Consider the following 24654-nt stretch of genomic DNA (forward strand, 5'->3'; position numbering starts at 1 on the left):
CTAGGGTCGCGCCATGGCTATCGCCCTAAGGACGCCGCGTAAAGTGCGGCAGTCGCCATGTGCATGACTTTTTGGTGGGGTTGCACGCTCACAAAGCGGCAAGCCATCCGATGATCAGCGGAACCGTCAAAATACTGGCCGCCGTAGACAGCAGGATCGCCGCTGAGGCGCGATGAGGCGCGACCCCATAATGCGCCGCCAGAATGTAGACATTGCCCGCAACCGGTAGTGCAGCGGCGGCAATCGCAACCGTGGCCGAGAAGGTATCGACTGGAACCAGCCAAAGCAGGGCGACGGCGACACAGGCGGGGTGGACGATCAGCTTGCAAAAGCTCAGCCAGCCCGCGATTTGGACCCGCTCGGCCGATTTCCCAGCCAGCGAGGCGCCGATTGCAAACAGTGCTCCGGGCGTTGCGGCCCCACCCAGAATGGTCAGGAAATCGTTCATCGCGTCGGGCACCGGAATCTGCAGCGCCGACCAGATCAATCCGGCCGAGATTGATACGATCATCGGATTCTTGAGCAACCCAACGCCGATCAATCGCAGCGTTTTGACCGTTAGCTTTCCGTCCCGGCCGCCATTGATCAGGATCACAATGAGCGAGGAAAACACCACCAGATCCACCGCAAGGATCAGCATGACAGGCCCGATCGCGGCCTCAGACAGCAGCATGGCCAACATAGGCAGGCCGAGAAACCCGACATTGCCGATGGCGGCACACTGGGCCTCAACCGCTGCGGTCGGGATGTCGAGGCCCCGTATCCACGCAACCAGTGAAGCCAGAGCATAGACCGCAAGTGTGCCGATCAGATAACCGATGATCAGCCGCCCATTGAAGATCTCGGCAAACGGCAGGGTGGCGGCAAAGCGAAACAGCATGGCCGACAGGGCAAAGAAAAAGACGAATTTCGTCAGATAGGCGGTGGCTTCCTCTGTGAAGAACCGCGTGCGCCCGGCCCAGTAACCCAGGCCGATGATCACGAAGAAGGGAAGGGTGCGCAGAAAAATCTCGACCATGGGTACCCTCCTAGCATGGATTGCGCGACCTGCAAGTCACGGATCGAACGGCGTTTTGGGTGACGGCCCGTCAGAAAACACCAAGAATCCTTGTGTCTGAACAGATCGGTTTATAAATTCGATCCACAACCCGCTGAAGGAGCCATCATGACCCAATCCGCCACCATCTTGCGCACCGGCCGAAAATTCGACCAGGTTCTGCGCGGGGCCCGAGAAGTTTTTCTCGCGGATGGGTTCGAAGGGGCCAGCGTGGATGACATAGCGCGGGCGGCGGGTGTCTCGAAGGCGACGCTGTATAGCTATTTCCCCGACAAGCGCCTGCTGTTTATTGAGGTTGCGCAAACCGAGTGCCGACGCATGGCCGAGCGTGTGATCTCGATGATCGACGAAACCAAACCCGTGCGCGAAGTTCTGACGATTACCGCGACGCAGTTGGTCAGCTTTTTCGTATCGGATTTTAATCGCCAGATATTCCGCGTTTGCGTGGCCGAAAGGGACAGGTTCCCGGAACTTGGCCGGGTGTTTTACGAAGCCGGGCCTCAGAACGGTCAGCGCAAGATGGTCGAGTATCTGGAAAAGGCCGTCGCCAAGGGCGAATTGGTAATCGAGGACGTGACGATCGCGGCCGAGCAATTCGCCGAGCTGTGCAAAGTGCGCCTATGGCTGCGCGCTGCCTTTGGCATTCAGGAAGAGTTCTCCCAGGCCGAGATCGACGAGGTTGCGCTGCAAGCAGTCGACATGTTCATGGCCCGCTACGGCGTGTGACGAAGTGAAATGGCCTGCAACCCCATCTGCAGACCATTCCCACTGGTTGAAATTTTACTCGTTACCTGAGTACCCACTCACTCAATAAAAGTTTTGGCCAACCGGTCACTGATGGGCTGTGACAGATAGGCGATCACGGCCCTCTCGCCGGTATTGACGAACAGATCAGCCGGCATGCCGGGTACCAGATCAAGTGTGGCCACCGCCTCGGGCTGCTGGGCATCTAGTTTGACCCGCGCCTCGTAGTAGGGCTCGCCCGTGCGTTCGTCTTGCAAGGCGTCGGCTGAGATGTCGAAGATTTTGCCGCTGGCCTCGGGGACGTCTGCCTGCGCAAAGGCCGACAGGCGGATACGGGTGGACTGGCCGATCCGCAGCTTGTCGATATCACCGGTCTTGACCCGCGCCTCGACAATCAGTGCTTGATCCGCCGGGACAATGTCCATGATGTGTTCGCCCGGACGAACGACGCCGCCCGTGGTCGAAGCCGCCAGATTGACCACTCGCCCGCTGGTCGGAGCCAACAGCTCGATCCGCTTGCGGCGCTCGGCGGTGCCTGCATATTGCGGGCGCACGAGATCAAGCTGCGCTTCGACCACCGCCAGTTCCCCCGCGATCACCTCATCCCGCAGCTTTTGCTGGCTGATCAGCGTCAGTTCCAATTCCCTGACCTGATTTTCAGCCTGCGCAATCTGCGTGCGCAACGAGGCATCGACACCGTAGAGCCGCTGCAGTTCAATCTGGCGCGAGCTGACGCGGGTGGCCGCAACCAGCCCTTTGTCCAGCAGGGTCTGCAGGTTGGTCAGTTCGGTCAGAGTGATCTCGATCTGGTTCTGGGTTCTGACGCGCTGTTCGGCCAGCCCCTGCGCCTCATCCTTCAGGCCCGATATCCGCTGCTCATTGATCCGGGTTTCGGTCTGGCGGGCGCGGGCTTCGGCGTCAAATAGCTGCTTCTGCGTCAGATATGCGGATGCCCAGTGCAGGCGCTCCATTCCCGCCTGAAAGCCAACCATGGCCGAGACCTCATCAAACCGATCTTGACCGCTCATCTGTGCCAGCAGGCGGGCGCGGCGCACCGAAAGCTCACCCATCTGACTGCCCAGCACATTCAGGTCGACGTCGATATCGGTGCTGTCCAGCCGGATCAGGGGCTGACCGGCCTGAACGAAATCTCCGTCGGCAATCAGGATGTCGCGGATGATGCCGCCGTCCAGATGCTCGACCGTTTTGCGATCGCCTTCGACCACGAAAGAGGCAGGGGCAACCACCGCCCCGTCTAGTTTCGAGGCGAAGGCCCAGTAGGCGCTGCCTCCAACAAAGGCCATGAGGGTGATCACGCCGACCCAGACATAGCGTCCGATCCGGGGGGAGGCGTCCGAGATATCGATGAACTCTGCCTCATTCAGCGACAGCGCATTGCGAGAGGCGTTGTGCGGGACAATCTGTGTCATTGGGCTGCTCCTGTGATTTGCGTTTCCGGGACGGGCTGAGGGGTCGGGCGAATGCCCTTGCCCGAGCTGTCCAGAACATTGCGGCGATTGACTTTCAGCACGTCATCCTTGTCGCCGAACTGGGTCTGGGACCCGTTGCGCATGACCATGACCTTGTTGGCGGCCTGCAGGGTTGCGGGGCGGTGGGTCATGACGATGGCGATGGAGCCACGGGCCTGAGTGGCCAGAATGGCATCGCGCAAGGCCTGTTCCCCTTCGGCATCCAAGTCCGAGTTCGGTTCGTCCAGTACCAACACAAACGGATCACCATAGAGCGCGCGGGCCAGGGCCAGGCGCTGCCGCTGACCGCCGGACAGAAAGAACCCCTGACCGATGCGCGTTTCATAGCCGTCGGGCAGAGCGCTGATCATCTCATGAATACCAGCCTCCTGCGCGACGCGGAACACCTCGGCGTCGTCGATGGCGACCGAGAAACGGGCGATGTTTTCGCGGATCGTGCCGCCGAACAGCTCGACATCCTGCGGCAGATAGCCGATCTGTTTGCCCAGATCCTCGGCGTTCCATTTCGACATTGGGCTGCCGTCCAGCAGAACTTCACCCCGTTGCGGATGCCAGATCCCGGCCAGCATCTTGCTCAGCGTCGTCTTGCCGGAGCCGCTATGGCCAATGACAGCCAGAACGTCGCCCGCGGCCAGATCAAAGTCGATACCCCGAATGGTGGCATTGATCGCGCGCGGCGGACCGGCCTGCGCGATTTTTACGTCCAGCGTCTTGAAGGCGCGGGGCAGGTGCAGGTTGGGTGTTTCCTCGGCGAAATCCTCGGTCAGCGCTTTGATTTTGGAATACGATCCGCGCGCGGCCAGAAAACCTCGCCATTGGCCGATGAGCTGATCAATGGGCGCCAGCGCGCGCGCCAGAACAATGGTGGCGGCGATCATGACGCCAGCGGTGGATTCGCCTGTTATGGCAAGGGCCGCGCCCAAACCCAGAATGGCCGATTGCAGCCCCATCCGGATGGTCTTGGACAGGACCGAAAAGCCAGCGATCCGGTCAGCCGCGCGTGTTTTGTGCGCATGCGCGTCGATTTGCAGGGCGGTCCAGCGGCGCACTAGATCAGATTTCATGCCCAGCGCGTGGACCAGTTCGGCATTGCGATCCGAGGTCTTGAACAGCGCGTCCGAGCGCCCTCGGGCCTCGGCCGCGTTTCGCATCGGTTTCTGCGCGCGGGCGTTGTTGATCAGCGCCATGACGGTCAGGGTGACGGCTCCGGCCAGTCCCAGCAGGCCCAGCAGCGGGTGCAGAACATAGAGGACCAGCAGGTAGATCGGGATCCATGGTGCGTCGAAAAAGGCGGTCAGGGTCGAGCCCGAGATGAACTCACGAAATCCGTTGACGTCGTCGACCAGATTCTCGGCGCTCTGTGCCTCGCCCTGAACCCGGCGGCGCATGGCGGCCCCCAGAACAGGCGCGCCGACGGCCATCTCGAACCGGGCGGCCAGGCGGCCCAGGATGAGCATCCGCATCAGGTCGAGACAGGCGATCACGACAAAGACGCCGCCCAGCAGAAGGGTCAGCGCGATCAGCGTGTCGACATTCTGGCTGGTCAGGACCCGGTCATAGACCTGCAGCATGTAAAGCGGTCCGGCCAGCATCAGCAGGTTGAGAAACAGGCTGAAGAAAGCGACAGCAACAAACCCTTTGCGCAACGAGGCCCATGCGGTTTGTACGGGGTTGGATTTCTGAAACATCGTCTTGCCCTTTTCCGGTTTGGCAAACGGGGCGGTGTGACCCGCCCCGTCCGTTTTCGATTAAGCGACGAAGTCGTCTTCGGTCAGGTCGGTGGTGTTGACGCTCGCCAGACGGACCGAGCCTTCGGTGCCGAACGAGATCACCGCGTCGTTGCCATCCTGTGCGACATTCACCGCGCCGCCGAAATCGGGGCCGAAGTCACCGAACTGCAGCTGGTCGAGGCCAACTTCGAAGTCCTGGATCACGTCGTTCCCAAAGTTCGCGCCGAAGGTGAAGGTATCCGCACCTTCGCCACCGATCAGGATGTCATCGCCACCCTCACCCGAGATCAGGTCATCGCCGTCGCCGCCGCTGAGTTTGTTGTCCAGATCGCTGCCGATGATGATGTCACCATCGTCGGACCCGATCACATTCTCGATCGACTGCAGAACATCGACTTCGATCTGGTTGTCGATGACGTCCTGACCGATGACACCGGTGCCGCCTGTGGCGTTTACGTCCAACGTGGCACCTGCATCCACCAGCGTGTCTTGCACGACCGGGCCGTTGTCGCCAGCCGGAGCGTTGTGCAGATGGATGGCCGAGACAACACCCGGGATCGGCGTGTTCAGGTCGGCCTCGTTCAGGCCCACAACGCTCAGCTCGCTGGAATAGGTCACCTCACCTGTGTGCAGGTTTTGGGTGATGACCAGAGAGGCTTCGCCGGTGGCTTCGCTGTCCGAGGTCGGCCCCGGTTCCTGCGCCGCGTCCAGACCGCCGCTGACGGTGACGGTGCGGATGCCATGCTCGGTCTCGACACTGTCCACCAGCAGCTGCCCGCGGATTTCACCGCCGGGGAAGTCCGATGTGTGGATGTTGTAATACAGGTTGCCCTGAAGCGCCTGTTCCACAAAAGCCGCACCGTTGGCGATGTTCGCGCCGAACTGACCGGGGGTAGAGACCACGACGTCCTTGACCGAGACATTGAAGCCCGTATCGCGGGTTGCAGTGCCGTTGCCATTGGCGCCGAGGCGCACTTCGACCGCGACATCCAGATCCGAGAAGTCGGCTGTGTCGATGCCGTTGCCACCGTCGATGAAGTCATTGCCCAGACCGCCGGTCAGAACATTGTCCGCATCGCCCGCGATCAGAACGTCGTCGCCCGCGCCACCATCGATATTGCCGTTGGTGGTGCCCAGATCGACAAAGATGTCATCGCCAGCGCCCAGTAGAACGTTGCCGTTGATCACACCTTCGTCGTCATTGACGATGGTCACGTCACCCGCATCCGAGGCGTCAATCGCATTGACCGTCCCGCGGATCTCACCTTCGTTTAGGATTGCCCCCAGAAGGTTCAGGCCACCGTCGACACGGATACCTGCAGCGGCGTCCGAGGTCTCGGAGCCTGCGATCAGGCCTTCGTTGACGACCACTCCGGCAAATCCGGCCTCAGACTGGCTGGTAAACAGGCGCAGACCGTCGCCGACCTGATTGCCCTCAACCGCGTCGCCGCGACCTTGCAGGGTGCCTTCGTTCAGAATGGCCGCCGACACGATATCGCCTTCGACATCGCCGGTTTGCAGTGACACGGCCGAGCCGTTGTTGCCTTCACCCGCATCAACCAGACCGGTGTTGTTGAAGGTGTAGTTGTCGGCAGTGCCATCGGCATAGACGGTGCCGTTGCGCTGATCGCCGGTGCCCAGGATTTCGCCTTCGTTGACGACCTCAAGCCCTTCACCATCGATATTCACCGCACGGCTGTCCGAAGTGACGGTTCCACGGTTGACAAACGAACCGCCCGTGTGATCGCCGGTCCCGAAGTAGACACCGTTTTGCACACCCGCAAATACGCCGCCTTCTTCGTTGACCAACTGGCCCTGGAAGTTGACGTTGTTCACCGCGCGGAACGCGCCAACGGTTCCGTTTGCACCTTCCGACAGGACGGTGCCTGCATTGGTAATGGAGCCGGTGAACGTGCCAGCGTTGCCGACATTACCGATGCGGATACCGTCGCCTGCGGCATTGGTGCCCGCTGCCGCGTTGCCGCGACCCTGGATCAGACCGTCATTGTTCAGCGTGAAAGCATTCTCGCCCGCGATCTCGGCGCCAAAGCCCGAGCCTTCATTGCCTTCACCCGCATCGACGAGGCCGGTTTCCTGGTTGTTGAAGGTGAAGTCTTGCGCCGTGCCATCTGCGTAGACCGTGCCGTTACGTTGATTGCCGGTGCCGACGATCTCACCTGCGTTGTTCACCTCCAGGCCGATGCCGTCGATGTTGAACGCGCGGCTGTCGGACAAGATCACCCCGGTTTCGAGGTTGTTGAACACACCCCCGGTGTGATCCGCGCCTTCACCGGCGACCGGGTTGCCGAAATAGACGCCGTTCTGGACGCCCGAAATCTGGCCCGAGTTGTTGAACTCACCCTGGAAGGACACACCGTTGACGAAACGCACACCCGCAACGGTGCCGTTTGCGCCCTCGGAGTCGATAATGCCCGAGTTGTTGATGACCGCATCGGTGACGCCGATGTTGCCCACATTGCCGACCCGGATACCGTCGCCTGCCGCGTTGGAGCCTGCCGCCGCATTGCCGCGACCCTGAATGGTGCCCGCATTGTCCAGCGTGAACGAGGATGCGCCATCCGAAGTTCCGCCGATTTCAACGCCAAAGCCCGACCCTTCATTGCCTTCACCGGCATCGATCGTGCCGGTGACCAGGTTGTTGACTGCGAAATCATCGGCGGTGCCGTCGGCATAGACGGTGCCGTTGCGCTGGCTGTCCGTGCCAAGGATATCGCCGCCGTTCACTAGGTTCACACCCGTGCCGTCGATATTCACCGCGCGGCTGTCGGATTGGATCGTGCCGAAGTTCAGAACATCCAGATCATGCGTGCCCTGACCGATGTAGAGCCCGTTTGCAGCGCCCTCGATCACACCGGTCAAGGTGTTCAGGATCTCGCCCTCGGCGCTTGCGCCATCTGCGATGCGGATACCGGCTGCGGTGCCTTGGGTGCTTTCTGATGTGATCAGCCCGCTGTTGAGGATCTCGGTCTCGAGGATCGTGCCCTCGGCCCCGTTGTTGATCCGGATGCCGTCACCGGCCAGACCGGTGTTCGATGCCGCCTGACCGCGGCCCTGAATGGTGCTGCCAAAGCCGTTGAAGATATCGGTTTCCACACGGTCGCCAACCTCATCCCCGACCTGAAGCGAGATCCCGGCACCCTGATTGCCCTCACCGGCATCCACGGTTCCGCCCGTGAAGTTCGAGATCGAGATATCCTCGGCGGTGCTGTTGGTATAGATCGTGCCGTTGCGCTGATCTCCGGTGCCAAGGATGTCGCCGAAGTTGCGCACATCAATGCCCTGGCCCTGAATGTCCACAGCGCGGCTGTCGGAGGAGATCACACCGCCACGGAAACTATCCAGGCTGCCCGAGCTGTCGGGACCCGTAAACTGAACACCGTTGAAGTCGCCCGAGATCTCACCGAAGTTGCGCACGGCGGCGCTGCCGGTGACCTGAACGCCTGCCGCCAGTGCATCGGGGCCGCTATTCGCCTCGATCACGCCCGAGCGGAAGTTGAACACGTCAACATCCTCGCCCTGCGCCTGAACGGCGGCGACGGCGTTGTTGGTGACGATCTCGCCAAAGTTCAACAGGCGCGAAAAGTCATTGGCCAGAACAAAGGCGGGTGTGTCATCCACGATCGTGTTCTGGAAGAAGTTGTTGAAAAGGGTTTGGCCGTCACGTGTGGTCTCTTGCGCCAGTGTTGACGTGGTCAAGAGACGGGCGCGCAGGCTTTCTACGAATTGGGACAGCATGGGTCACTCCGTCTGGTTTGTTGCGTGATGCAGGCGGCCCGTTCGATCGGGCAACCGACGCATCAAATCAGTAGGCCTGGCCCGTGGTCAGCGGAAATTCATGGTCCAAATTGGGGGTATAACCAACGCAAATACTCACGGGTTTCGTGAAGTATTCGCCGGTCAGGGCCTTGATTCAAACTGCGATGCGATGGGAAAACGCGGGTCGCTCACTTATTTGATGACGAAGTTTCACTTATTTGTGACGAATTGTGGGGGTCAAATTCGCCTCAAACCGCTGACCGGGCTTCTGAAACAGGGGGGCAGCGCGTAGTGTCACAGGTACCTTGACCTATTTGATTGTTTGAATTGCCTCGCCATGAACCTCAGAGACTTGGAATACGTCATTGCCATCGCCAAGCACGGCCAGTTCAGTCAGGCCGCATCGGCCTGCAACGTGTCTCAGCCAGCGATGTCCAACCAGATCAAGAAACTCGAACAGGAGTTGGGGGTCGAGCTGTTCCTGCGCCTGAACAATGAGGTCCGCCCAACCGCTTGCGGCGTGCGGATCGTCGACATCGCAACCCGGATGCTGAATGACGCGCAAAAGATCCGCGACACAGCGACCGAGTTCCGCGACCCCGAGGCGGTGCCCTTCACCATTGGAATGACTCCCACGTTGGCCCCATATCTGACGCAGTATTTCTCAGAGCTGTTCAGCACTTTGTTCCCGCGCATGCGAGTGACGATGATCGAAGACCTACCGCAAAACATGTTGAAGATGGTCGAAGATCACACGCTGGATCTGGCGCTGGTGGCCAAGATCAACAACAGCGACGCGCTGGATTTCACCTCGATCTGGTCCGAGCCTCTATTTCTGGCACTGCGCGAGGGGCATCCGCTGCATACTCTGCCTTTAATTTCTGCCGATGAAGTGCCGGTGCATGATTTCATCCGGCTGCCCCACAGTTTCGGCTATGCGCTGGAGGAGCGGTTGCCCAAGCAGGATCCCTCCAGCCGTATCAGTAAGCGCTTTGATCTGACCGCTTTGCGGTTCGAGACGATCTGCCGTCATATCTGCCACTCTGACGATTGCACGATTGTTTCCGCCCTGGCGGCCGAGCAGTTCAAGCGGGATAACTGGCCGCTTTGCTTTATTCCGTTCGAAGGGCCAGGCCATCTGCGCGATCTGGGGGCGGCGACGCGGCCCAATTGCCCGCGCAAACCGATGCTGGCGCGCATCGGAGAATACATTCGCGAAAAACCCCCGATCGGAGTGATCCCGACCTATCAACCCGAGGAAGTTGATCCGCCGAAACAGCCTGCGACGGCCTGATCCTATTCGGCAAAGGGGCTAGTAGGTCGTCCGCATCTGATAGCCTTGATGGAAGGTCATTCTGACGAATGTGACCGGTTTGCTTTGGAACCATGTCGTGCGTTCAAGTTGGAACAGGGGTGTCCCCGGTGGCACGGACAGAAAGTCCTGCAACTGCCCGGTGGCCGGAACCGCCGAAAAGGCGATCTCAGCATTTGAAAAGGGAACCTCGGACAGCAGCCATTCATTGGGGCCGGTGGTCAGAAAGCTCTCATTCACCACGTGGGGCACGGCGTCGACACTGATCCAGCGCTCTTCAAACTGAAACGGGCGGTTGTCGGCGTGATGCATGCACTGCAGATGCAGGATTTGCGCGCCTTCCTGCAGGCTCAGCTTGGCCTGTAGCCACGCGGGGCAGTCGATCTGCGTGCGGCTGACAAGCGCATAGCGGTATTCGGCATTCATATCCTCAATCGTCTGGCGGACCACGGTGATCGGCAGTTTGGCCTGTTTGACCGGGGTCGTAACGACCCGGGTGCCGCCTTTGCGTTTACGGGTAATGATGCCCTGTTCCGCCAATTCGCGCAGCGCGCGGTTCACGGTGGCGCGGGCGCAGCCGAACTCGGCGGCCAGTTCCAACTCGGTCGGAAGCAAACTGCCCTGAGGCCAGATGCGGCTTTGGATACGGTTGATCACCTCGTCACGGATGTCCTGAAAACCGATATTCTTCTGTTCCGTCACGATCTGATCCCGTTTCCTCAATAAGCTTATTCATAATATGTATCGCAGGCGACTCTCGCGTAAAGAGGATGCCGAGCGTTACAAGTGAGGCAATATCTCGGCTATGGCTTTTCTGTAACGCGTCACGATCTGGTCGCGTGCCAAGTGGTGCCCCTCCTTGACCTTATGCCGCCCAGCCGACCAGAGGTCCGTCACCACTCTGTCTTGTGCGGCAAACACAAGCCCGTCCAGCAACTGGTTCGGCCGCAAAGCGCACAGCGCCGGATCACTGCTGTCGATGGCAACGAGGTCCGCCAAAGCGCCCTCGGCGATCTGCCCCGCGTTTCGGCCCAGCGCTTGCGCCCCACCCGTCGCGGCGCCGCAATAGAGGGTTTGTCCGACGGACCCTTCGCCGACTACCATCACATTGCGCGACAGGTCACGCAGGCGTTGGGAATACTCAAGCGTCCGAAGCTCTTCGGTCAGTGAAATCCGGACATTTGAATCCGATCCTACACCGAATGCGCCGCCTGCAGCCAGGTAGACAGCGCCTTTGAACGGGCCGTCGCCCAGATTGGCCTCTGTGATTGGGCAAAGGCCAGCGACAGCTTCTGACGCCGCCAATGCGCGCGTCTCTTCATCCGTCAAGTGTGTGGCGTGGATCAAGCACCAATGCCTGTCGACAGGGGTATTGCCCAGCAGCCATTCGACCGGGCGCGCGCCCAGGCCAGCCTGCACCTGCACAACCTCCTTCGGCTGCTCGGCTATGTGTATATGGACCAAACCGGTGTTATGGCTCAGCACTTCTTTCAGATCGGCGGGTGAGGTCGCGCGCAGGGAATGCGGGGCAATACCCACCCGGACATCCTCAGGCAGAGCTGCGCTGGCCGCTTTGGCCTCTTCCACCAGTTGCAGGAAACGTGTGACGTTGTTGCCGAACCGCTGTTGCCCGGGTTCCAACGGCACTTCTCCTACCCCGGCATAGGAGTAGAGGACGGGCAGATGCGTCAGGCCGATGCCTGTTTCGACGGCGGCGGCCATGATGCGGTCGGATAGCTCGGCCAACCGTTGATAGGGCGCGCCTCCGGATTGATGGTGCAGATAGTGAAACTCTCCGACGGAAGCGAAACCAGCCTCCTGCATCTCCATATAGACCAGTGCCGCGATGGCCTGAATCTGATCGGGCGTCAGTTGTGCAGTAAATCGATACATCACATCGCGCCACGTCCAGAAGCTGTCGCGCCCGGCACGCCGGTATTCAGTCATCCCTGCCATGGCCCGTTGAAAGGCATGGCTGTGCAGGTTGGCCAGCGCAGGCAACAGGGTGTCGACCGTGACATCTGCGTCCTGCGCTTTTGCGCCTGCGACCACAGTGGCGATATGCCCGTCTTTCAAATCCAGCCTAACATTTTCTGCCCAACCTGTTGGTAGCAATGCGCGCTTCGCGAAGATGGTCATTTGGCTCTCCATTTTATGGATAGACATAAAACATATTGGGATGTACTAGAAAAGAGAGAATTGCATCCATTGCGAGAATCAAATGCCCACAACCCACATCCTGAAGGACTTGAGCGCCGCAACCATGGTGGAGAATGGCGCGCCTTATGGGGTGATCGAGTCAGCGGCAATTGTGATCGAGGGCGAAAAAATCGCATGGGTTGGGCCGCAGGCTGCATTGCCCGAAGCCTGTGCCGGGTTGTCTGAGACGTCCTGTGCAGGCCGTCTGGTGACACCCGCTCTGATCGACTGCCACACGCATGTGATCCACGGCGGCCACCGCGCGGTCGAGTTCGAGATGCGCTTGAATGGGGCGAGCTATGAAGAGGTCGCCCGCGCCGGAGGCGGCATTATCTCGACGGTAACGGCCACGCGCGCCGCCACTCTTGACGACCTGATCGCTCAGGCGCTGCCGCGCGTGGATGCGATGCTGGCCGAAGGTGTCTCGGTCATCGAAGTGAAATCCGGCTACGGTTTGGATCGCGAGACCGAATTGACCATGCTGCGCGCCGCGCGGGCTTTGCTAGACCGCCGCCCGGTGCGGGTCGTTACCAGTTTTCTGGGCGCCCACGCGGTGCCGGTGGAGTACAAGGACAATCCGGACGCATACATAAGTGAGATTTGCATTCCAACCCTGCGCGCCGCCCATGCCGAGGGACTGGTCGACGCACTTGATGCCTTCTGCGAAGGGATTGCCTTTCTGCCCGACCAACTCGTGCCATTGTTTGATGTGGCGAGAGAGCTTGGCCTGCCAATCAAACTCCACGCCGAACAGTTGTCCAACCTGGGCGGCGCAAAGCTGGCGGCCATCTATGGCGCACTGTCTGCGGATCATATCGAGTATCTCGATGAAGAGGGCGCGGTGGCAATGGCTGGTGCAGGCACTGTTGGTGTGATCCTGCCCGGTGCTTTCTATACCCTGCGCGAAACGCAATCTCCGCCCATTGATCTGCTGCGCAAGCACAATGTCCCGTTGGCTTTGGCGACGGATTGTAATCCGGGTTCGGCCCCAATGACCTCTCTGCTTTTGGCGATGAACATGGGCTGCACCCTGTTCCGCATGACGCCCGAAGAGGCGCTGAAAGGAGTGACCCTCAACGCGGCCCGCGCGCTGGGTTTGCACGATTGCGGCCAGATTGCACCCGGCATGCGCGCTGATCTGGCGATCTGGAACGTCACTCACCCGGCCGAGCTATCTTATCGCATCGGCTTCAATTCACTTCACACTCGCATTTTCGGAGGCGCAGTTTGACCACCCTGACCCTTACACCCGGCGCTGTTTCGCTGGCGCAGTTGGAGCAGGTGTTCCGAGACGAATGCGCGGTGCAGCTAAATCCGGTATGCCATCCCGGCATTCTGGCTGCCCACGCGCGCATCGCGGATGCCGCTGCGGGTGAGGCCGCAGTCTACGGCGTCAACACAGGCTTCGGCAAACTAGCCAGTGTCAAGATCGCGGCAGAGGATACGGCGACCTTGCAGCGCAATCTGATCCTGTCGCATTGCTGCGGCGTCGGCCCTGCGATCCCGCGGGCGCATGCACGGTTGATGATGGTCCTGAAACTGCTCAGCCTCGGGCGCGGAGCCTCGGGCGTGCGGCTGGAGTTGATCACGCTTCTCGAGGCTATGCTGGCCAAGGGCGTCACGCCTGTGATCCCAGCGCAGGGCTCGGTCGGGGCCTCTGGTGATCTCGCGCCGCTGTCGCATATGGCGGCTGTCATGATGGGCGAGGGTGAGGCCGAATATGGCGGCGAGGTCTTGCCGGGTGCTGAGGCGTTGGCGGCAGCTGGCCTGACGCCGGTGGGGCTTGGCCCGAAAGAAGGTCTGGCGCTGATCAACGGCACCCAGTTTTCGACCGCTTTTGCTTTGGCGGGCCTGTTCGGGGCGTGGCAAGCGGCGCAGAGCGCGCTGGTTACTTCGGCTCTGACCACGGACGCCATCATGGGATCCACCGCGCCGTTGCAGCCTGAAATACACAGCTTGCGCGGCCATCGCGGCCAGATTGAGGCCGCAGCCACCATGCGCGCCCTGCTGGCCGGATCGGTGATCCGCGAAAGCCACCGCGACGGCGATACCCGCGTGCAGGACCCGTATTGCATCCGCTGCCAACCGCAGGTCGTCGGTGCGGCAATGGACGTGATCCGACAAGCCGCCACGACGCTTGAACTTGAGGCGAACGCCGCCACCGACAACCCTCTGGTTCTGTCCGAGGCCGGGCTGATCGTCTCGGGCGGTAACTTTCACGCCGAACCGGTTGGGTTCGCCGCCGATATGATCGCGCTGGCTGTGGCCGAGATCGGAGCCATCGCCCAACGCCGCATCGCGCTGATCGTGGACCCCGTCCTCAGCTTTGATCTGCCGCCGTTCCTGACCCCCAATCCCGGGCTGAACTCGGGCCTGATGATTGCCGAGGTCACGACGGCGGCTTTGATGAGCGAAAACAAACATCTCGCCAACCCCTGCGTGACGGATTCGACGCCCACCTCCGCCAATCAGGAGGACCATGTCTCAATGGCGGCCCATGGCGCGCGGCGTCTGGGTCAGATGGTCACCAATCTGGAGCGTATTCTGGGGGTCGAACTGCTCTGCGCCACGCAGGGGATCGAATTCCGCGCGCCATTGCCCACTAGTGAGACGCTACAAGGCGTGATGGCCCGGTTACGCGCTGTGGTGCCGCCGTTGGGAGGCGACCGCTATATCGCGCCGGATATCGAGGTAGCCTCGGCCCTGATTTCCAGTGGCGAGATCGCGCATCGCACACGTGTTGCCATGCCGGAGCTGGGCGCGTGACGGATCCGGTTGAGGTCACCCGTGGCGATAGCCCCATCGTTCTGGGTCTGCCCCATACCGGAACCTATGTGCCGCCAGAGATTCAGACCAAGCTGAACAAGCGGGGCAGGGCGCTGACGGATACGGATTGGCACATCCACACGCTCTACGACGGGTTGTTGCCTGGGGCGACGACGGTCCGCGCGACCTTCCACCGCTATGTGATTGATGCCAATCGCGATCCGTCGGGCGTGTCGCTCTATCCCGGTCAGAACACGACTACACTGGTTCCGCTGACCGATTTCGATGGGAATGGCATCTGGGATCAGCCGCCATCCGATGAGGAAATCGCAGAATGCCTCGCCGCATTTCACACGCCCTACCACGCGACGCTAGCAGCCGAGCTGGAGCGGGTCCGAGCGATCCACGGCATTGCGGTCCTCCACGACTGCCACTCGATCCGCAGCACCATTCCGTACCTGTTTGACGGGGTTTTGCCCGATATGAATCTGGGGACAAACAATGGCACGACCTGCGCGCCGGAGATCGAGGCAGCGGCCGATGAGTTTGCCGCCTCATCACCCTACAGCACCGTCTTGAACGGTCGTTTCAAAGGCGGTTGGACGACGCGCCACTATGGCCGCCCGGCCGAAGGGTTGCACGCTATTCAGATGGAGCTGGCGCAATCCACCTACCTTACAATCGAGCGCCCGCCATGGTCCTATGACGACCGCAAAGCCGACCGTCTGCGCCGCTGGCTATTCGATATTCTGGACGCCGTCCAAGACACAGCATTGGAGCTTGCATCATGACCGACCCTCGCAAGAACACCCGTGATATCTATCCTCCCACCGGGCCAGAGTTGAACACCAAAAGCTGGATGACCGAAGCGCCGCTGCGGATGCTGATGAACAATTTGCATCCGGACGTAGCCGAGAACCCGCATGAGTTGGTCGTTTACGGCGGCATCGGGCGCGCGGCCCGGACTTGGAATGATTTTGATACGATCGTGGCCAGCCTCAAGGATTTGGAAGAAGACGAGACACTGGTTGTGCAGTCCGGCAAGCCCGTGGCCATTGTGCGGACGCATACGGATGCGCCTCGGGTGCTGATCGCGAACTCCAACCTCGTGCCGCATTGGGCCAACTGGGATCACTTCAACGAGCTCGATAAGAAGGGCCTGATGATGTACGGCCAGATGACCGCTGGTTCGTGGATTTATATCGGTACGCAAGGCATCGTGCAGGGCACCTATGAGACCTTTGCCGAGGCCGGGCGTCAGCACTATGGCGGTGACCTGACTGGCAAGTGGATTCTGACCGGCGGTCTGGGTGGAATGGGTGGCGCGCAGCCCTTGGCGGCGGTTTTCGCCGGGGCCTGCTGTCTGGCTGTTGAATGCAATCCGGACAGCATCGACTTCCGCCTGCGCACCAAATACCTGGATGAAAAAGCCGAAACGCTGGACGAAGCGCTCGAGATGATCGACCGCTGGACCAAGGCGGGTGAGGCGAAATCGGTCGGCCTGCTGGGCAATGCTGCCGAAATCTTCCCCGAGATTTACGCCCGGATGCAGGCCGGTGGCATGCGCCCCGATATCGTTACCGACCAGACCAGCGCCCATGACCCGGTCAACGGCTACCTGCCGTTGGGCTGGACCATGGCGCAGTGGAAGGGCAAACGCGAAAGCGATCCCAAAGCGGTGGAAACTGCCGCGCGCGCCTCAATGAAGCAACATGTCGCTGCGATGGTCGATTTCTGGAACGCGGGCGTGCCGACGCTGGATTACGGCAACAACATTCGTCAAGTGGCGCAGGATGAAGGGCTCGAGAACGCCTTTGCCTTCCCCGGTTTCGTGCCCGCCTACATTCGCCCGCTGTTTTGCCGCGGGGTTGGCCCGTTCCGCTGGTGCGCCTTGTCTGGCGACCCCGAGGATATCTACAAAACCGATGCCAAGATGAAAGAGCTGTTCCCCGAGAACACCCATCTGCACAATTGGCTCGACATGGCGCAGGAGCGTATTGCCTTCCAGGGCCTGCCCGCACGGATCTGCTGGATCGGTCTTGGGGATCGTCACAAAGCGGGGCTAGCCTTCAACGAAATGGTGCGCAACGGAGAACTAAAAGCCCCGGTTGTCATTGGTCGGGATCACCTCGACAGCGGGTCCGTGGCCTCGCCCAACCGCGAGACCGAGGCGATGAAGGACGGCTCGGACGCTGTTTCGGACTGGCCGTTGCTGAATGCGCTGGTGAATACGGCCTCGGGCGCAACATGGGTGTCTTTGCATCATGGCGGTGGGGTCGGCATGGGCTTTAGCCAACACGCGGGCGTGGTCATTTGCGCCGATGGTACCGATGCAGCGGCCAAACGGTTGGAGCGGGTTTTGTGGAACGATCCGGCCTCGGGCGTGTGGCGCCACGCAGATGCGGGGTACGAGGATGCCAAGGCTTGCGCCCGCGAACACGGTCTGCGGTTGCCGGGTATTCTGGGATAGCCCTCGGTCAACGATCCGCGAATTGATGCGTCATATTGAACTTGTGATGCATGCCGGGTTGCGTCGTGACATTTTATAGATAATAAACTCGACGCAAAGCAAGCTGCCGAAAGTTTTATAGATAAAATGATCATCCCTCATTCCGGCTGGACCAAAAAATCCGCGCAAGCTGTTCATGATCTTCCGCTGATGGATCTGTTGTTCCGGGCGCAAACCGTCCATCGTGAGCATTTCGACCCCAACAAAATCCAGACCTCGAAGCTGCTGTCGATCAAAACCGGAGGCTGCGCCGAGGATTGTGCCTATTGCTCGCAATCGGCCCGCAACGGCTCGACCCTGCCTGCCTCCAAACTGATCGAGGTGCAGCGTGTTCTGGCCGAGGCGAAGAAGGCAAAGGATGGCGGCGCGACGCGGTTCTGCATGGGCGCTGCCTGGCGTGAGCCCAAGGCGCGGGACATGGCGGCTCTGGTCGCGATGGTCGAAGGCGTCAAGGCCATGGGGATGGATACCTGTATGACGCTGGGCATGCTGGACGACACACAGGTCGTGCAGCTGCGCGATGCAGGCCTTGACTACTACAACCACAATATCGACACGTCCGAGCGCTACTACTCCGAGGTCATCACGACCCGCACCTTCGCCGACCGGATCGATACGATGAACCGAGTGCAGGAAGCGGGGATCAAGGTGTGTTCCGGCGGCATTCTGGGTATGGGCGAGCATACGGGCGACCGTATCGACATGCTGCTCACGCTGGCCAACATGCAGCCCGCGCCGGATTCGGTTCCGATCAACATGCTGATGCCGCAGGCCGATACACCTCTGGCCGATGCCGAGCCGATCGACCCGATCGACTTTGTGCGCATCATCGCGACGGCGCGTATCCTGATGCCAACCTCCTACGTTCGCCTGTCCGCAGGCCGCAGCGAGATGAGCGACGAGATGCAGGCGATGTGTTTCTTCGCCGGTGCGAACTCGATCTTCGTGGGTGAAACGCTGCTGACGGCGGAAAACCCCGAAGAGGACACCGATATGATCCTGTTCGCCAAACTTGGTCTGCAAGCCGAGAAAGCGGGGGATCAGGCGGGCCAGGAAGCCGCTGAATGAAGGCTGCTGCTCGGCTCGAATCCATGCTCGACACCTTGCAGGCCCGGCATCGCCGCCGGGTCCTGACGCCTGCGTCGGGATTGGATTTCGCGTCGAATGACTATCTGGGCCTTGCCGGATCGCAGCTTCTGCAAGAGGCCGCGCAAGAGGCCTTGTCGCGCGGTGTTCCGGTTGGCTCTGGCGGCTCTAGGCTATTGCGCGGCAATCACGCCGAGCATGAAGCGCTGGAGGCCGAAGCCGCCGCGTTCTTTGGGGCCGAGGCGGCGTTGTTCATGGGTGGTGGGTTTCAGGCCAATCAGGCGATTTTCGCAACCCTACCTGCGGCCGAGGATCTGGTCCTCTTTGATGCTTTGGTTCACGCCAGCGCGCATGAGGGCATGCGCTCTTGCCGGGCCGATCTGCGGTCGTTTCGGCACAATGATGTCGGCGACGCGCGTGAAAAGGCGCAGCAGTGGCGGACCGAGGGCGGCGCGGGCCAAATTTGGATCGCGGTCGAGAGCGTCTATTCGATGGAAGGGGATCTGGCCCCTCTTTCCGATCTGGCGGGTTTGGCGCGAGAGCAGGAAGCTGTTCTGGTCGTCGACGAAGCCCATGCGACCGGCGTGTTCGGACCTCAGGGACGGGGGATGGCGCATGACCTCGACTGCCATCTGTTGACGCTGCACACCTGCGGCAAAGGTCTGGGCGTTGCCGGAGGGTTGATCTGCGGCCCCAAGGTCATGATCGACACGCTGATCAACCGCGCACGCCCCTTCATTTTTGCCACCGCGCCGTCGCCTTTGAATGCCGCTTTGGTTCGTACGGCCCTTGAGGCGCTGGCTGCTCAGACAGGTCTGGTCGACGACGCCCAGAAGCGAATTGGCCATGCCCATGATGCGGCGCGCGCAATTGGAATTGCTGAGGCTGCGCTCAACAGCCAGATCATTCCGGTCATTCTGGGCGATGATGCGCGCACGATGACGATGGCGCAAGGCTTGCAGACGCAAGGGTTCGACGTCAGGGGCATCCGCCCGCCAACGGTACCGCGCGGGACGTCACGCTTGCGGATTTCCATCACCGGCAATGTAGATAGCGCCGATATCTCGGCCCTGTTTAACGTTTTGGCGGCATATCAATCGGAGGCCGCATGAGCGCGCTGATCATCACCGGAACCGACACCGGCGTCGGCAAGACTGTATTCTCCGCCGGTCTGACGGCCGCCCTTGGAGCCACCTATTGGAAACCGGTGCAATCCGGGCTTGAGGATGCAACCGACACCGACGTCGTGCGCACCCTGTCGGGGGCCGAGGTGCTGCCTGAGGCGTATCGCCTGAACATGCCCGCTTCGCCGCATCTGTCCGCCGAGGATATGGGGGTCGAGATCGACCTTGCCCAACTGGCATTGCCGCGGGGCGAAGGCCCTCTGGTCGTTGAAGGGGCAGGGGGGGTGATGGTCCCTCTGAACCGGCAGGTGTTCTATCTGGACCTCTTCGCGCAGTGGAAAGCCCCGGTGGTTCTAGTTGCGCGCACCGCGCTTGGCACGATCAACCACACGGCTTTGTCCCTGATGGCATTGCGCAATGCGAGGTGCGATGTCGTTGGCGTTGCCTTCGTTGGCGACCCTGAGCCGGATGTCGAACAGACCATCGCACAGATGTGCAAGGTGCGGCATTTGGGGCGTATACCCTATCTCTCGGACCTGACCCGTGAAAACCTGGCCGATGCGTTCCAAAGCATCGACCTTGATGCGATCCGGAGGGCTCTATGACCCCGCTGGAATTTGACGCCCGACACCTGTGGCACCCCTACACCCATGTGCTGGATCCGGGCCCGATGCATCTGATTACCAGCTCCGAGGGCGTCTGGTTGACGCGTGAGGACGGTGGGCAGATGATCGACGCCATGTCGTCCTGGTGGTGCACCGTTCACGGCCATCGTCACCCGGCAATTGTCGAGGCGATGCAGGCCCAACTGGCGCAACTACCGCATGTCATGTTCGGAGGCCTGACTCACGCGCCCGCCGTTGAGCTGGGTCGCAGGCTAATTGGAATGCTGCCTGAGGGTCTGGATCGCATCTTCTACAGCGACAGCGGCTCAGTCGCCATCGAAGTCGCGTTGAAAATGGCGGTGCAGTACCAGATCGCCAAAGGCTGCTGCGCGCGGTCGGAGTTCGCCACCATCAGGGGCGGCTATCACGGTGACACATGGAAAGCGATGAGCGTGTGCGACCCGGCAAATGGGATGCATGGGCTGTTCAAGGGCGCTCTGTCCATCCAGCATTTCTTGCCGCGCCCGACCATCCGGTTCAATCAGGACTGGTCGGAGGATGCCGCCGAAAACGGGCTGAAGGCACTTGAGCAGTTGTTGGACGAAAAAGGCGACAAGATCGCGGCACTGATCCTGGAGCCTGTCGTGCAGGGTGCGGGTGGCATGTATTTCTATCACCCGAACTGGCTGAAGGGCGCGCGGGCGCTGTGTGACGCGCATGACGTGCTGCTGATATTCGATGAAATTGCAACGGGCTTTGGCCGCAGCGGAGAGCTGTTTGCCATGGATCACGCGGACGTGGTGCCTGACATCCTGTGCCTTGGCAAAGCCCTGACCGGAGGGCACATCACACTGGCCGCCACCATCGCGACCGAGGCGGTGGCGCGCGGCATCGGCGAAAGCGAGGCCGGTGTGCTGATGCATGGCCCGACCTATATGGCCAACCCTCTGGCCTGCGCTGCAGGTGTTGCCAGCCTCGATCAATTGGTCCAACGCGACTGGTGGGCCGAGGTCACGGGGATTGCGCACCAGATGCAGGTCGAACTCGCTCCGGCTCGTGACCTGCCCGACGTGACGGATGTGCGGGTTCTGGGCGCCATCGGTGTGATCGAGATGAAGGATCGTGTCGACCCTTCCGTGGCCCATGGCCTCGCCCCCAAAACCGGCGTCTGGTTGCGTCCGTTTGGTCGCAATATCTATTGCATGCCGCCCTACATCATCTCGCCAAATGAACTGAGCCGCGTCACCGCCGCAATGGTCGATCTCGCCGGAGGTGCCGGATGAGGTATCACTGGCTGGCACGCTCGGATAACCCTGATCTGATCCTCGTGTTCGGGGGATGGGCGTTGGGTCCTTCGCCGTTCACTGACCTCATGGGTGGTGAAAATGTGCTGTTCGTTGAGGGCTATACCCGACTGGATGACCCGCTGCCGGACTTGTCGCGGTTCGACCGTGTCAATTTGCTGGCCTTCTCTTTCGGCGTCGCCTCGGCGGCGCATTGGCTGAGCCAAACGGGGATGCGCCCAGATCGCTTGGTTGCAGTCAGCGGCACGCTGAACCCTGCAAGTGCCGAGCATGGGATCGCACCCGATATGATCCGGGCAACGGCGGATCAATTGTCTCAGGCCAGCTTTGCCAAATTCTGCCGCCGTGCGGGCCTCAGCGGTGATGTTGACGAACTGGATATCCCATCCGCTCGGGCTGAGTTGCACGCAGTGATCGACCGTGGCCCATCTGAAGATCCGGGTTTTGATCGTATTTGGATTCCCACCCGAGACCGCATTTTGCCAACTAAAGCGCAACAGGCCGCTTGGGCTTCACGCGCTGATATTATTCGAACGATCGAAGGTCCTCATGTCCCGTTCTGCGCGGGGCAAAGCTGGGTGGAGTGGCTGGCATGACAGTGCAACTCTCGGACCGGGTTCAGCGTAGCTTCAGCCGTAGCTTTCAAAGCTATCACGACACGGCCTGCCAACAGGCTTGGGTGGCCGAGAAACTGGTGGAAGAGATGCGCCGACACGGCGCCCCGGCCCAGTTCGAACGCGGATTTGAGCTGGGTTGCGGCACCGGGCATTTCACGCGGCTTCTGTGTCAGGCCCACCGTTTTGACAGCCTCACCCTGAATGATATCGCACCCGAAGCCCGCCAAACGGGAGATATGGTGGGCGCGCAGTTTATCTGCGGCGATGCGCGGCGGGTGATCTGGCCCGAGAAGACCGATCTCTTTGCCTCGGCGTCGATGATCCAGTGGATGGAAGACCCGCAGGCGCTGTTGGAACGGGCGGCGCGATCCCTCGTACCGGGCGGCTGGTTGGTGATTGCGGGCTTTGGGCCGCAACAATACAGAGAACTCAGCCAAATCGGCACCTCGGCCCGTGCCCCTGGTTTGTGCGACCCTGACCAAATGGCCGCCGCCGTTAGGGCGCATCTGGAGGTGCTTTCGACAGGCGAGGCCCTGCGACCCTCGTACTTTCCTACGCCGCGCCATGTTCTGCGCCATTTGCGCAAGACTGGCGTCAACGGGCGCGCGCAGAGCGTCTGGACCAAATCCACACTCGCCCTGTTCGAGGCAGAGTACACACGCCGGTTCCAGACCGAAAACGGCGTCTCTCTCAGCTATCATCCCGTCTGGATCGTCGCGCGAAAGCCGCGGGTCTGAGGCCTCGTGGTTACTACCTCGCGTACGTCTTTTCAGCGTTTGCAGGCACTCAGGCGCAGATTGTGAAATCTCATACCGAAACGTCGCAATGATCTGTTGCGTTCGCGGTCACAGGTCGCCACGGTAGCATTTGAGATTTTGGCGTTGCTGTGGCCCGCCATCAGGAATTTGAAGGAGGGGGCAGAATGACCGCGACACTTACATTCGAACATCTCAAAACGCAGGTTTCAGCGGGTGAGGTAGACACCGTTCTGGTGTGCTTTGTCGACATGCAGGGCCGTCTGATGGGCAAGCGCTTTCACGCGGGTCATTTCGTTGCGGGCGCATGGGAAGAAACCCATTGCTGCAACTACTTGCTGGCCACCGATCTTGAGATGGGCACACCGGATGGCTACGCCTCGACCAGTTGGGAGCGGGGATATGGCGACTACGTTATGAAACCCGATCTTGCGACCCTGCGCCCGGTGCCGTGGCTTGAGGGCACTGTGATGGTGATGTGCGATATCCTCGACCATCACACGCATGAAGAGGTGCCGCATGCGCCTCGGGCGATGTTGAAGGCGCAGGTCAACCGCTTGAAGGCCATGGGCTATGAGGCGATGTGTGCGACAGAGCTGGAGTTTTTCCTTTTCGAAAAGAGTTTCGACGAAATCCGCAGAAACGGCTTTCGAGATCTGGAGCCGATTTCCGGCTACAACGAGGATTATCATATCCTCCAGACCACTAAGGAAGAGCATGTGATGCGCCCGATCCGTAACCATCTGTGGGATGCGGGAATACCGGTTGAGAACTCAAAAGGTGAGGCCGAAACCGGGCAGGAAGAACTGAACATCAAATACGCGCCTGCAATGGACACGGCCGAGTACCACTCGATCGCCAAGAATGCGGTGAAAGAGATCGCCTGGCAGCATGGTCATGCGGCAACGTTCCTGCCGAAATGGCATCACGACAAGGTCGGCAGTTCGAGCCATGTGCATCAATCCCTGTGGAAAGACGGCGCGCCTGCTTTTTTTGATGAAAATGATCCGCTTGGCATGTCGGATGTGATGAAAAGCTATTTGGCTGGCCTGCTGAAGTACGCCCCGGATTACACGTATTTCATGGCCCCTTACATCAACAGTTACAAACGCTTCATGAAGGGCACATTTGCGCCGACGCGGATTATCTGGTCGGTCGATAATCGCACGGCTGGCTTCCGTCTGTGTGGAGATGGGACCAAGGCCATTCGGGTGGAATGCCGGATCCCCGGTTCTGACATGAACCCTTATCTGGTGATGGCCGGTATGCTGGCGGCGGGAATTGCCGGCATTGAGGAAGGATTGGAATTGCAACCTGCAGCAACCGGCGACGTTTACCAGGGCGATACGGGGATGATCCCCAGCAATCTTAGTGCGGCACTTGGCGCTTTGCGCGGCTCGGCCATGTTGCGAGCCGCCATGGGGGATGAGGTGGTCGATCACTACGCCCGGGCCGCTGAGGTGGAGATCGAAGAATTTGCGCGTGTGGTAACCGATTGGGAAGTTGCCCGTGGGTTTGAGCGGGCGTAAAGGACGGGAGCGAGGGGCCAGCCCCTCACGCTCCCCGGGATATTTTTAGC

19 protein-coding genes are annotated in these 24654 nt (G+C 60.6%); 13 read left to right on the forward strand and 6 right to left on the reverse strand.

Annotated elements, in window-relative coordinates; translation table 11 throughout:
* Window positions 1-88: 88 nt before the first annotated feature.
* Window positions 89-1018 carry an AEC family transporter gene (locus ACR0NO_RS15975; protein WP_480724660.1) on the reverse strand — a complete coding sequence of 310 codons (930 nt, stop codon included), beginning with the start codon at window positions 1016-1018 and terminating at the stop codon, window positions 89-91.
* A gap of 147 nt (window positions 1019-1165) precedes the next feature.
* Between ACR0NO_RS15975 and ACR0NO_RS15980 the strand changes: the two genes are divergently transcribed.
* Window positions 1166-1783, forward strand: coding sequence for a TetR/AcrR family transcriptional regulator (locus ACR0NO_RS15980; RefSeq protein WP_170472485.1), 618 nt, complete (start codon window positions 1166-1168; stop codon window positions 1781-1783).
* A gap of 77 nt (window positions 1784-1860) precedes the next feature.
* Here the strand turns inward: ACR0NO_RS15980 and ACR0NO_RS15985 are convergent, their stop codons facing one another.
* Genes ACR0NO_RS15985 through ACR0NO_RS15995 form a run of 3 tightly spaced genes read right to left on the reverse strand, consistent with a single transcriptional unit; the run spans window position 1861 to window position 8777 of the window.
* Window positions 1861-3231: an HlyD family type I secretion periplasmic adaptor subunit gene (locus ACR0NO_RS15985; protein WP_480724661.1), complete on the reverse strand. Its 1371-nt coding sequence runs from the start codon at window positions 3229-3231 to the stop codon at window positions 1861-1863.
* Window positions 3228-4979, reverse strand: coding sequence for a type I secretion system permease/ATPase (locus tag ACR0NO_RS15990; RefSeq protein WP_480724662.1), 1752 nt, complete (start codon window positions 4977-4979; stop codon window positions 3228-3230). The genes ACR0NO_RS15985 and ACR0NO_RS15990 overlap by 4 nt, the downstream gene beginning before the upstream one ends.
* 60 nt (window positions 4980-5039) lie before the next feature.
* Window positions 5040-8777, reverse strand: coding sequence for a beta strand repeat-containing protein (locus ACR0NO_RS15995; protein ID WP_480724663.1), 3738 nt, complete (start codon window positions 8775-8777; stop codon window positions 5040-5042).
* Between the two features lie 358 nt (window positions 8778-9135).
* On the opposite strand from ACR0NO_RS15995, the gene ACR0NO_RS16000 reads away from it, so the two are divergent.
* Complete coding sequence (locus ACR0NO_RS16000; RefSeq protein ID WP_480724664.1) at window positions 9136-10092, forward strand: LysR family transcriptional regulator; 957 nt, start codon at window positions 9136-9138, stop codon at window positions 10090-10092.
* A gap of 18 nt (window positions 10093-10110) precedes the next feature.
* Here ACR0NO_RS16000 and ACR0NO_RS16005 read toward each other — a convergent pair whose 3' ends face one another.
* The gene (locus tag ACR0NO_RS16005; protein ID WP_170555019.1) at window positions 10111-10812 is read right to left on the reverse strand and encodes a GntR family transcriptional regulator; all 702 of its coding nucleotides are present in this window, start codon (window positions 10810-10812) and stop codon (window positions 10111-10113) included.
* 78 nt (window positions 10813-10890) lie between these two features.
* Window positions 10891-12249, reverse strand: a complete 1359-nt coding sequence (locus ACR0NO_RS16010; protein WP_480724665.1) for a formimidoylglutamate deiminase — start codon at window positions 12247-12249, stop codon at window positions 10891-10893.
* Window positions 12250-12331: 82 nt separating this feature from the next.
* Here ACR0NO_RS16010 and hutI point away from each other — a divergent pair, with 82 nt between their 5' ends.
* From hutI to ACR0NO_RS16065, 11 genes are all read left to right on the forward strand, one after another.
* Entirely contained in the window at window positions 12332-13540 is a 1209-nt protein-coding gene (gene hutI / locus ACR0NO_RS16015; protein WP_480724666.1) for an imidazolonepropionase, read from the forward strand.
* The gene (hutH, locus tag ACR0NO_RS16020) at window positions 13537-15075 is read left to right on the forward strand and encodes a histidine ammonia-lyase (RefSeq protein ID WP_480724667.1); all 1539 of its coding nucleotides are present in this window, start codon (window positions 13537-13539) and stop codon (window positions 15073-15075) included. The genes hutI and hutH overlap by 4 nt, the downstream gene beginning before the upstream one ends.
* The gene (gene hutG / locus ACR0NO_RS16025; RefSeq protein ID WP_480724668.1) at window positions 15072-15866 is read left to right on the forward strand and encodes an N-formylglutamate deformylase; all 795 of its coding nucleotides are present in this window, start codon (window positions 15072-15074) and stop codon (window positions 15864-15866) included. The genes hutH and hutG overlap by 4 nt, the downstream gene beginning before the upstream one ends.
* On the forward strand, window positions 15863-17545 hold the full coding sequence (gene hutU / locus ACR0NO_RS16030) for a urocanate hydratase (protein WP_480724669.1): 1683 nt from the start codon (window positions 15863-15865) through the stop codon (window positions 17543-17545). The genes hutG and hutU overlap by 4 nt, the downstream gene beginning before the upstream one ends.
* 126 nt (window positions 17546-17671) lie before the next feature.
* Entirely contained in the window at window positions 17672-18652 is a 981-nt protein-coding gene (gene bioB / locus ACR0NO_RS16035; protein WP_475219779.1) for a biotin synthase BioB, read from the forward strand.
* Entirely contained in the window at window positions 18649-19782 is a 1134-nt protein-coding gene (locus ACR0NO_RS16040) for an 8-amino-7-oxononanoate synthase (RefSeq protein ID WP_480724670.1), read from the forward strand. The genes bioB and ACR0NO_RS16040 overlap by 4 nt, the downstream gene beginning before the upstream one ends.
* Window positions 19779-20399 carry a dethiobiotin synthase gene (gene bioD, locus ACR0NO_RS16045; protein ID WP_475219777.1) on the forward strand — a complete coding sequence of 207 codons (621 nt, stop codon included), beginning with the start codon at window positions 19779-19781 and terminating at the stop codon, window positions 20397-20399. The genes ACR0NO_RS16040 and bioD overlap by 4 nt, the downstream gene beginning before the upstream one ends.
* Window positions 20396-21682 carry an adenosylmethionine--8-amino-7-oxononanoate transaminase gene (gene bioA, locus ACR0NO_RS16050; RefSeq protein ID WP_480724671.1) on the forward strand — a complete coding sequence of 429 codons (1287 nt, stop codon included), beginning with the start codon at window positions 20396-20398 and terminating at the stop codon, window positions 21680-21682. The genes bioD and bioA overlap by 4 nt, the downstream gene beginning before the upstream one ends.
* Entirely contained in the window at window positions 21679-22299 is a 621-nt protein-coding gene (locus tag ACR0NO_RS16055) for a pimeloyl-ACP methyl esterase BioG family protein (RefSeq protein WP_480724672.1), read from the forward strand. The genes bioA and ACR0NO_RS16055 overlap by 4 nt, the downstream gene beginning before the upstream one ends.
* Window positions 22296-23057, forward strand: coding sequence for a methyltransferase domain-containing protein (locus ACR0NO_RS16060; protein ID WP_480724673.1), 762 nt, complete (start codon window positions 22296-22298; stop codon window positions 23055-23057). The genes ACR0NO_RS16055 and ACR0NO_RS16060 overlap by 4 nt, the downstream gene beginning before the upstream one ends.
* A gap of 185 nt (window positions 23058-23242) precedes the next feature.
* Window positions 23243-24604 carry a glutamine synthetase family protein gene (locus tag ACR0NO_RS16065; RefSeq protein WP_170718497.1) on the forward strand — a complete coding sequence of 454 codons (1362 nt, stop codon included), beginning with the start codon at window positions 23243-23245 and terminating at the stop codon, window positions 24602-24604.
* Window positions 24605-24654: the final 50 nt, after the last annotated feature.

The sequence above is a fragment of the Ruegeria sp. CL3 genome (genome assembly GCF_056536505.1).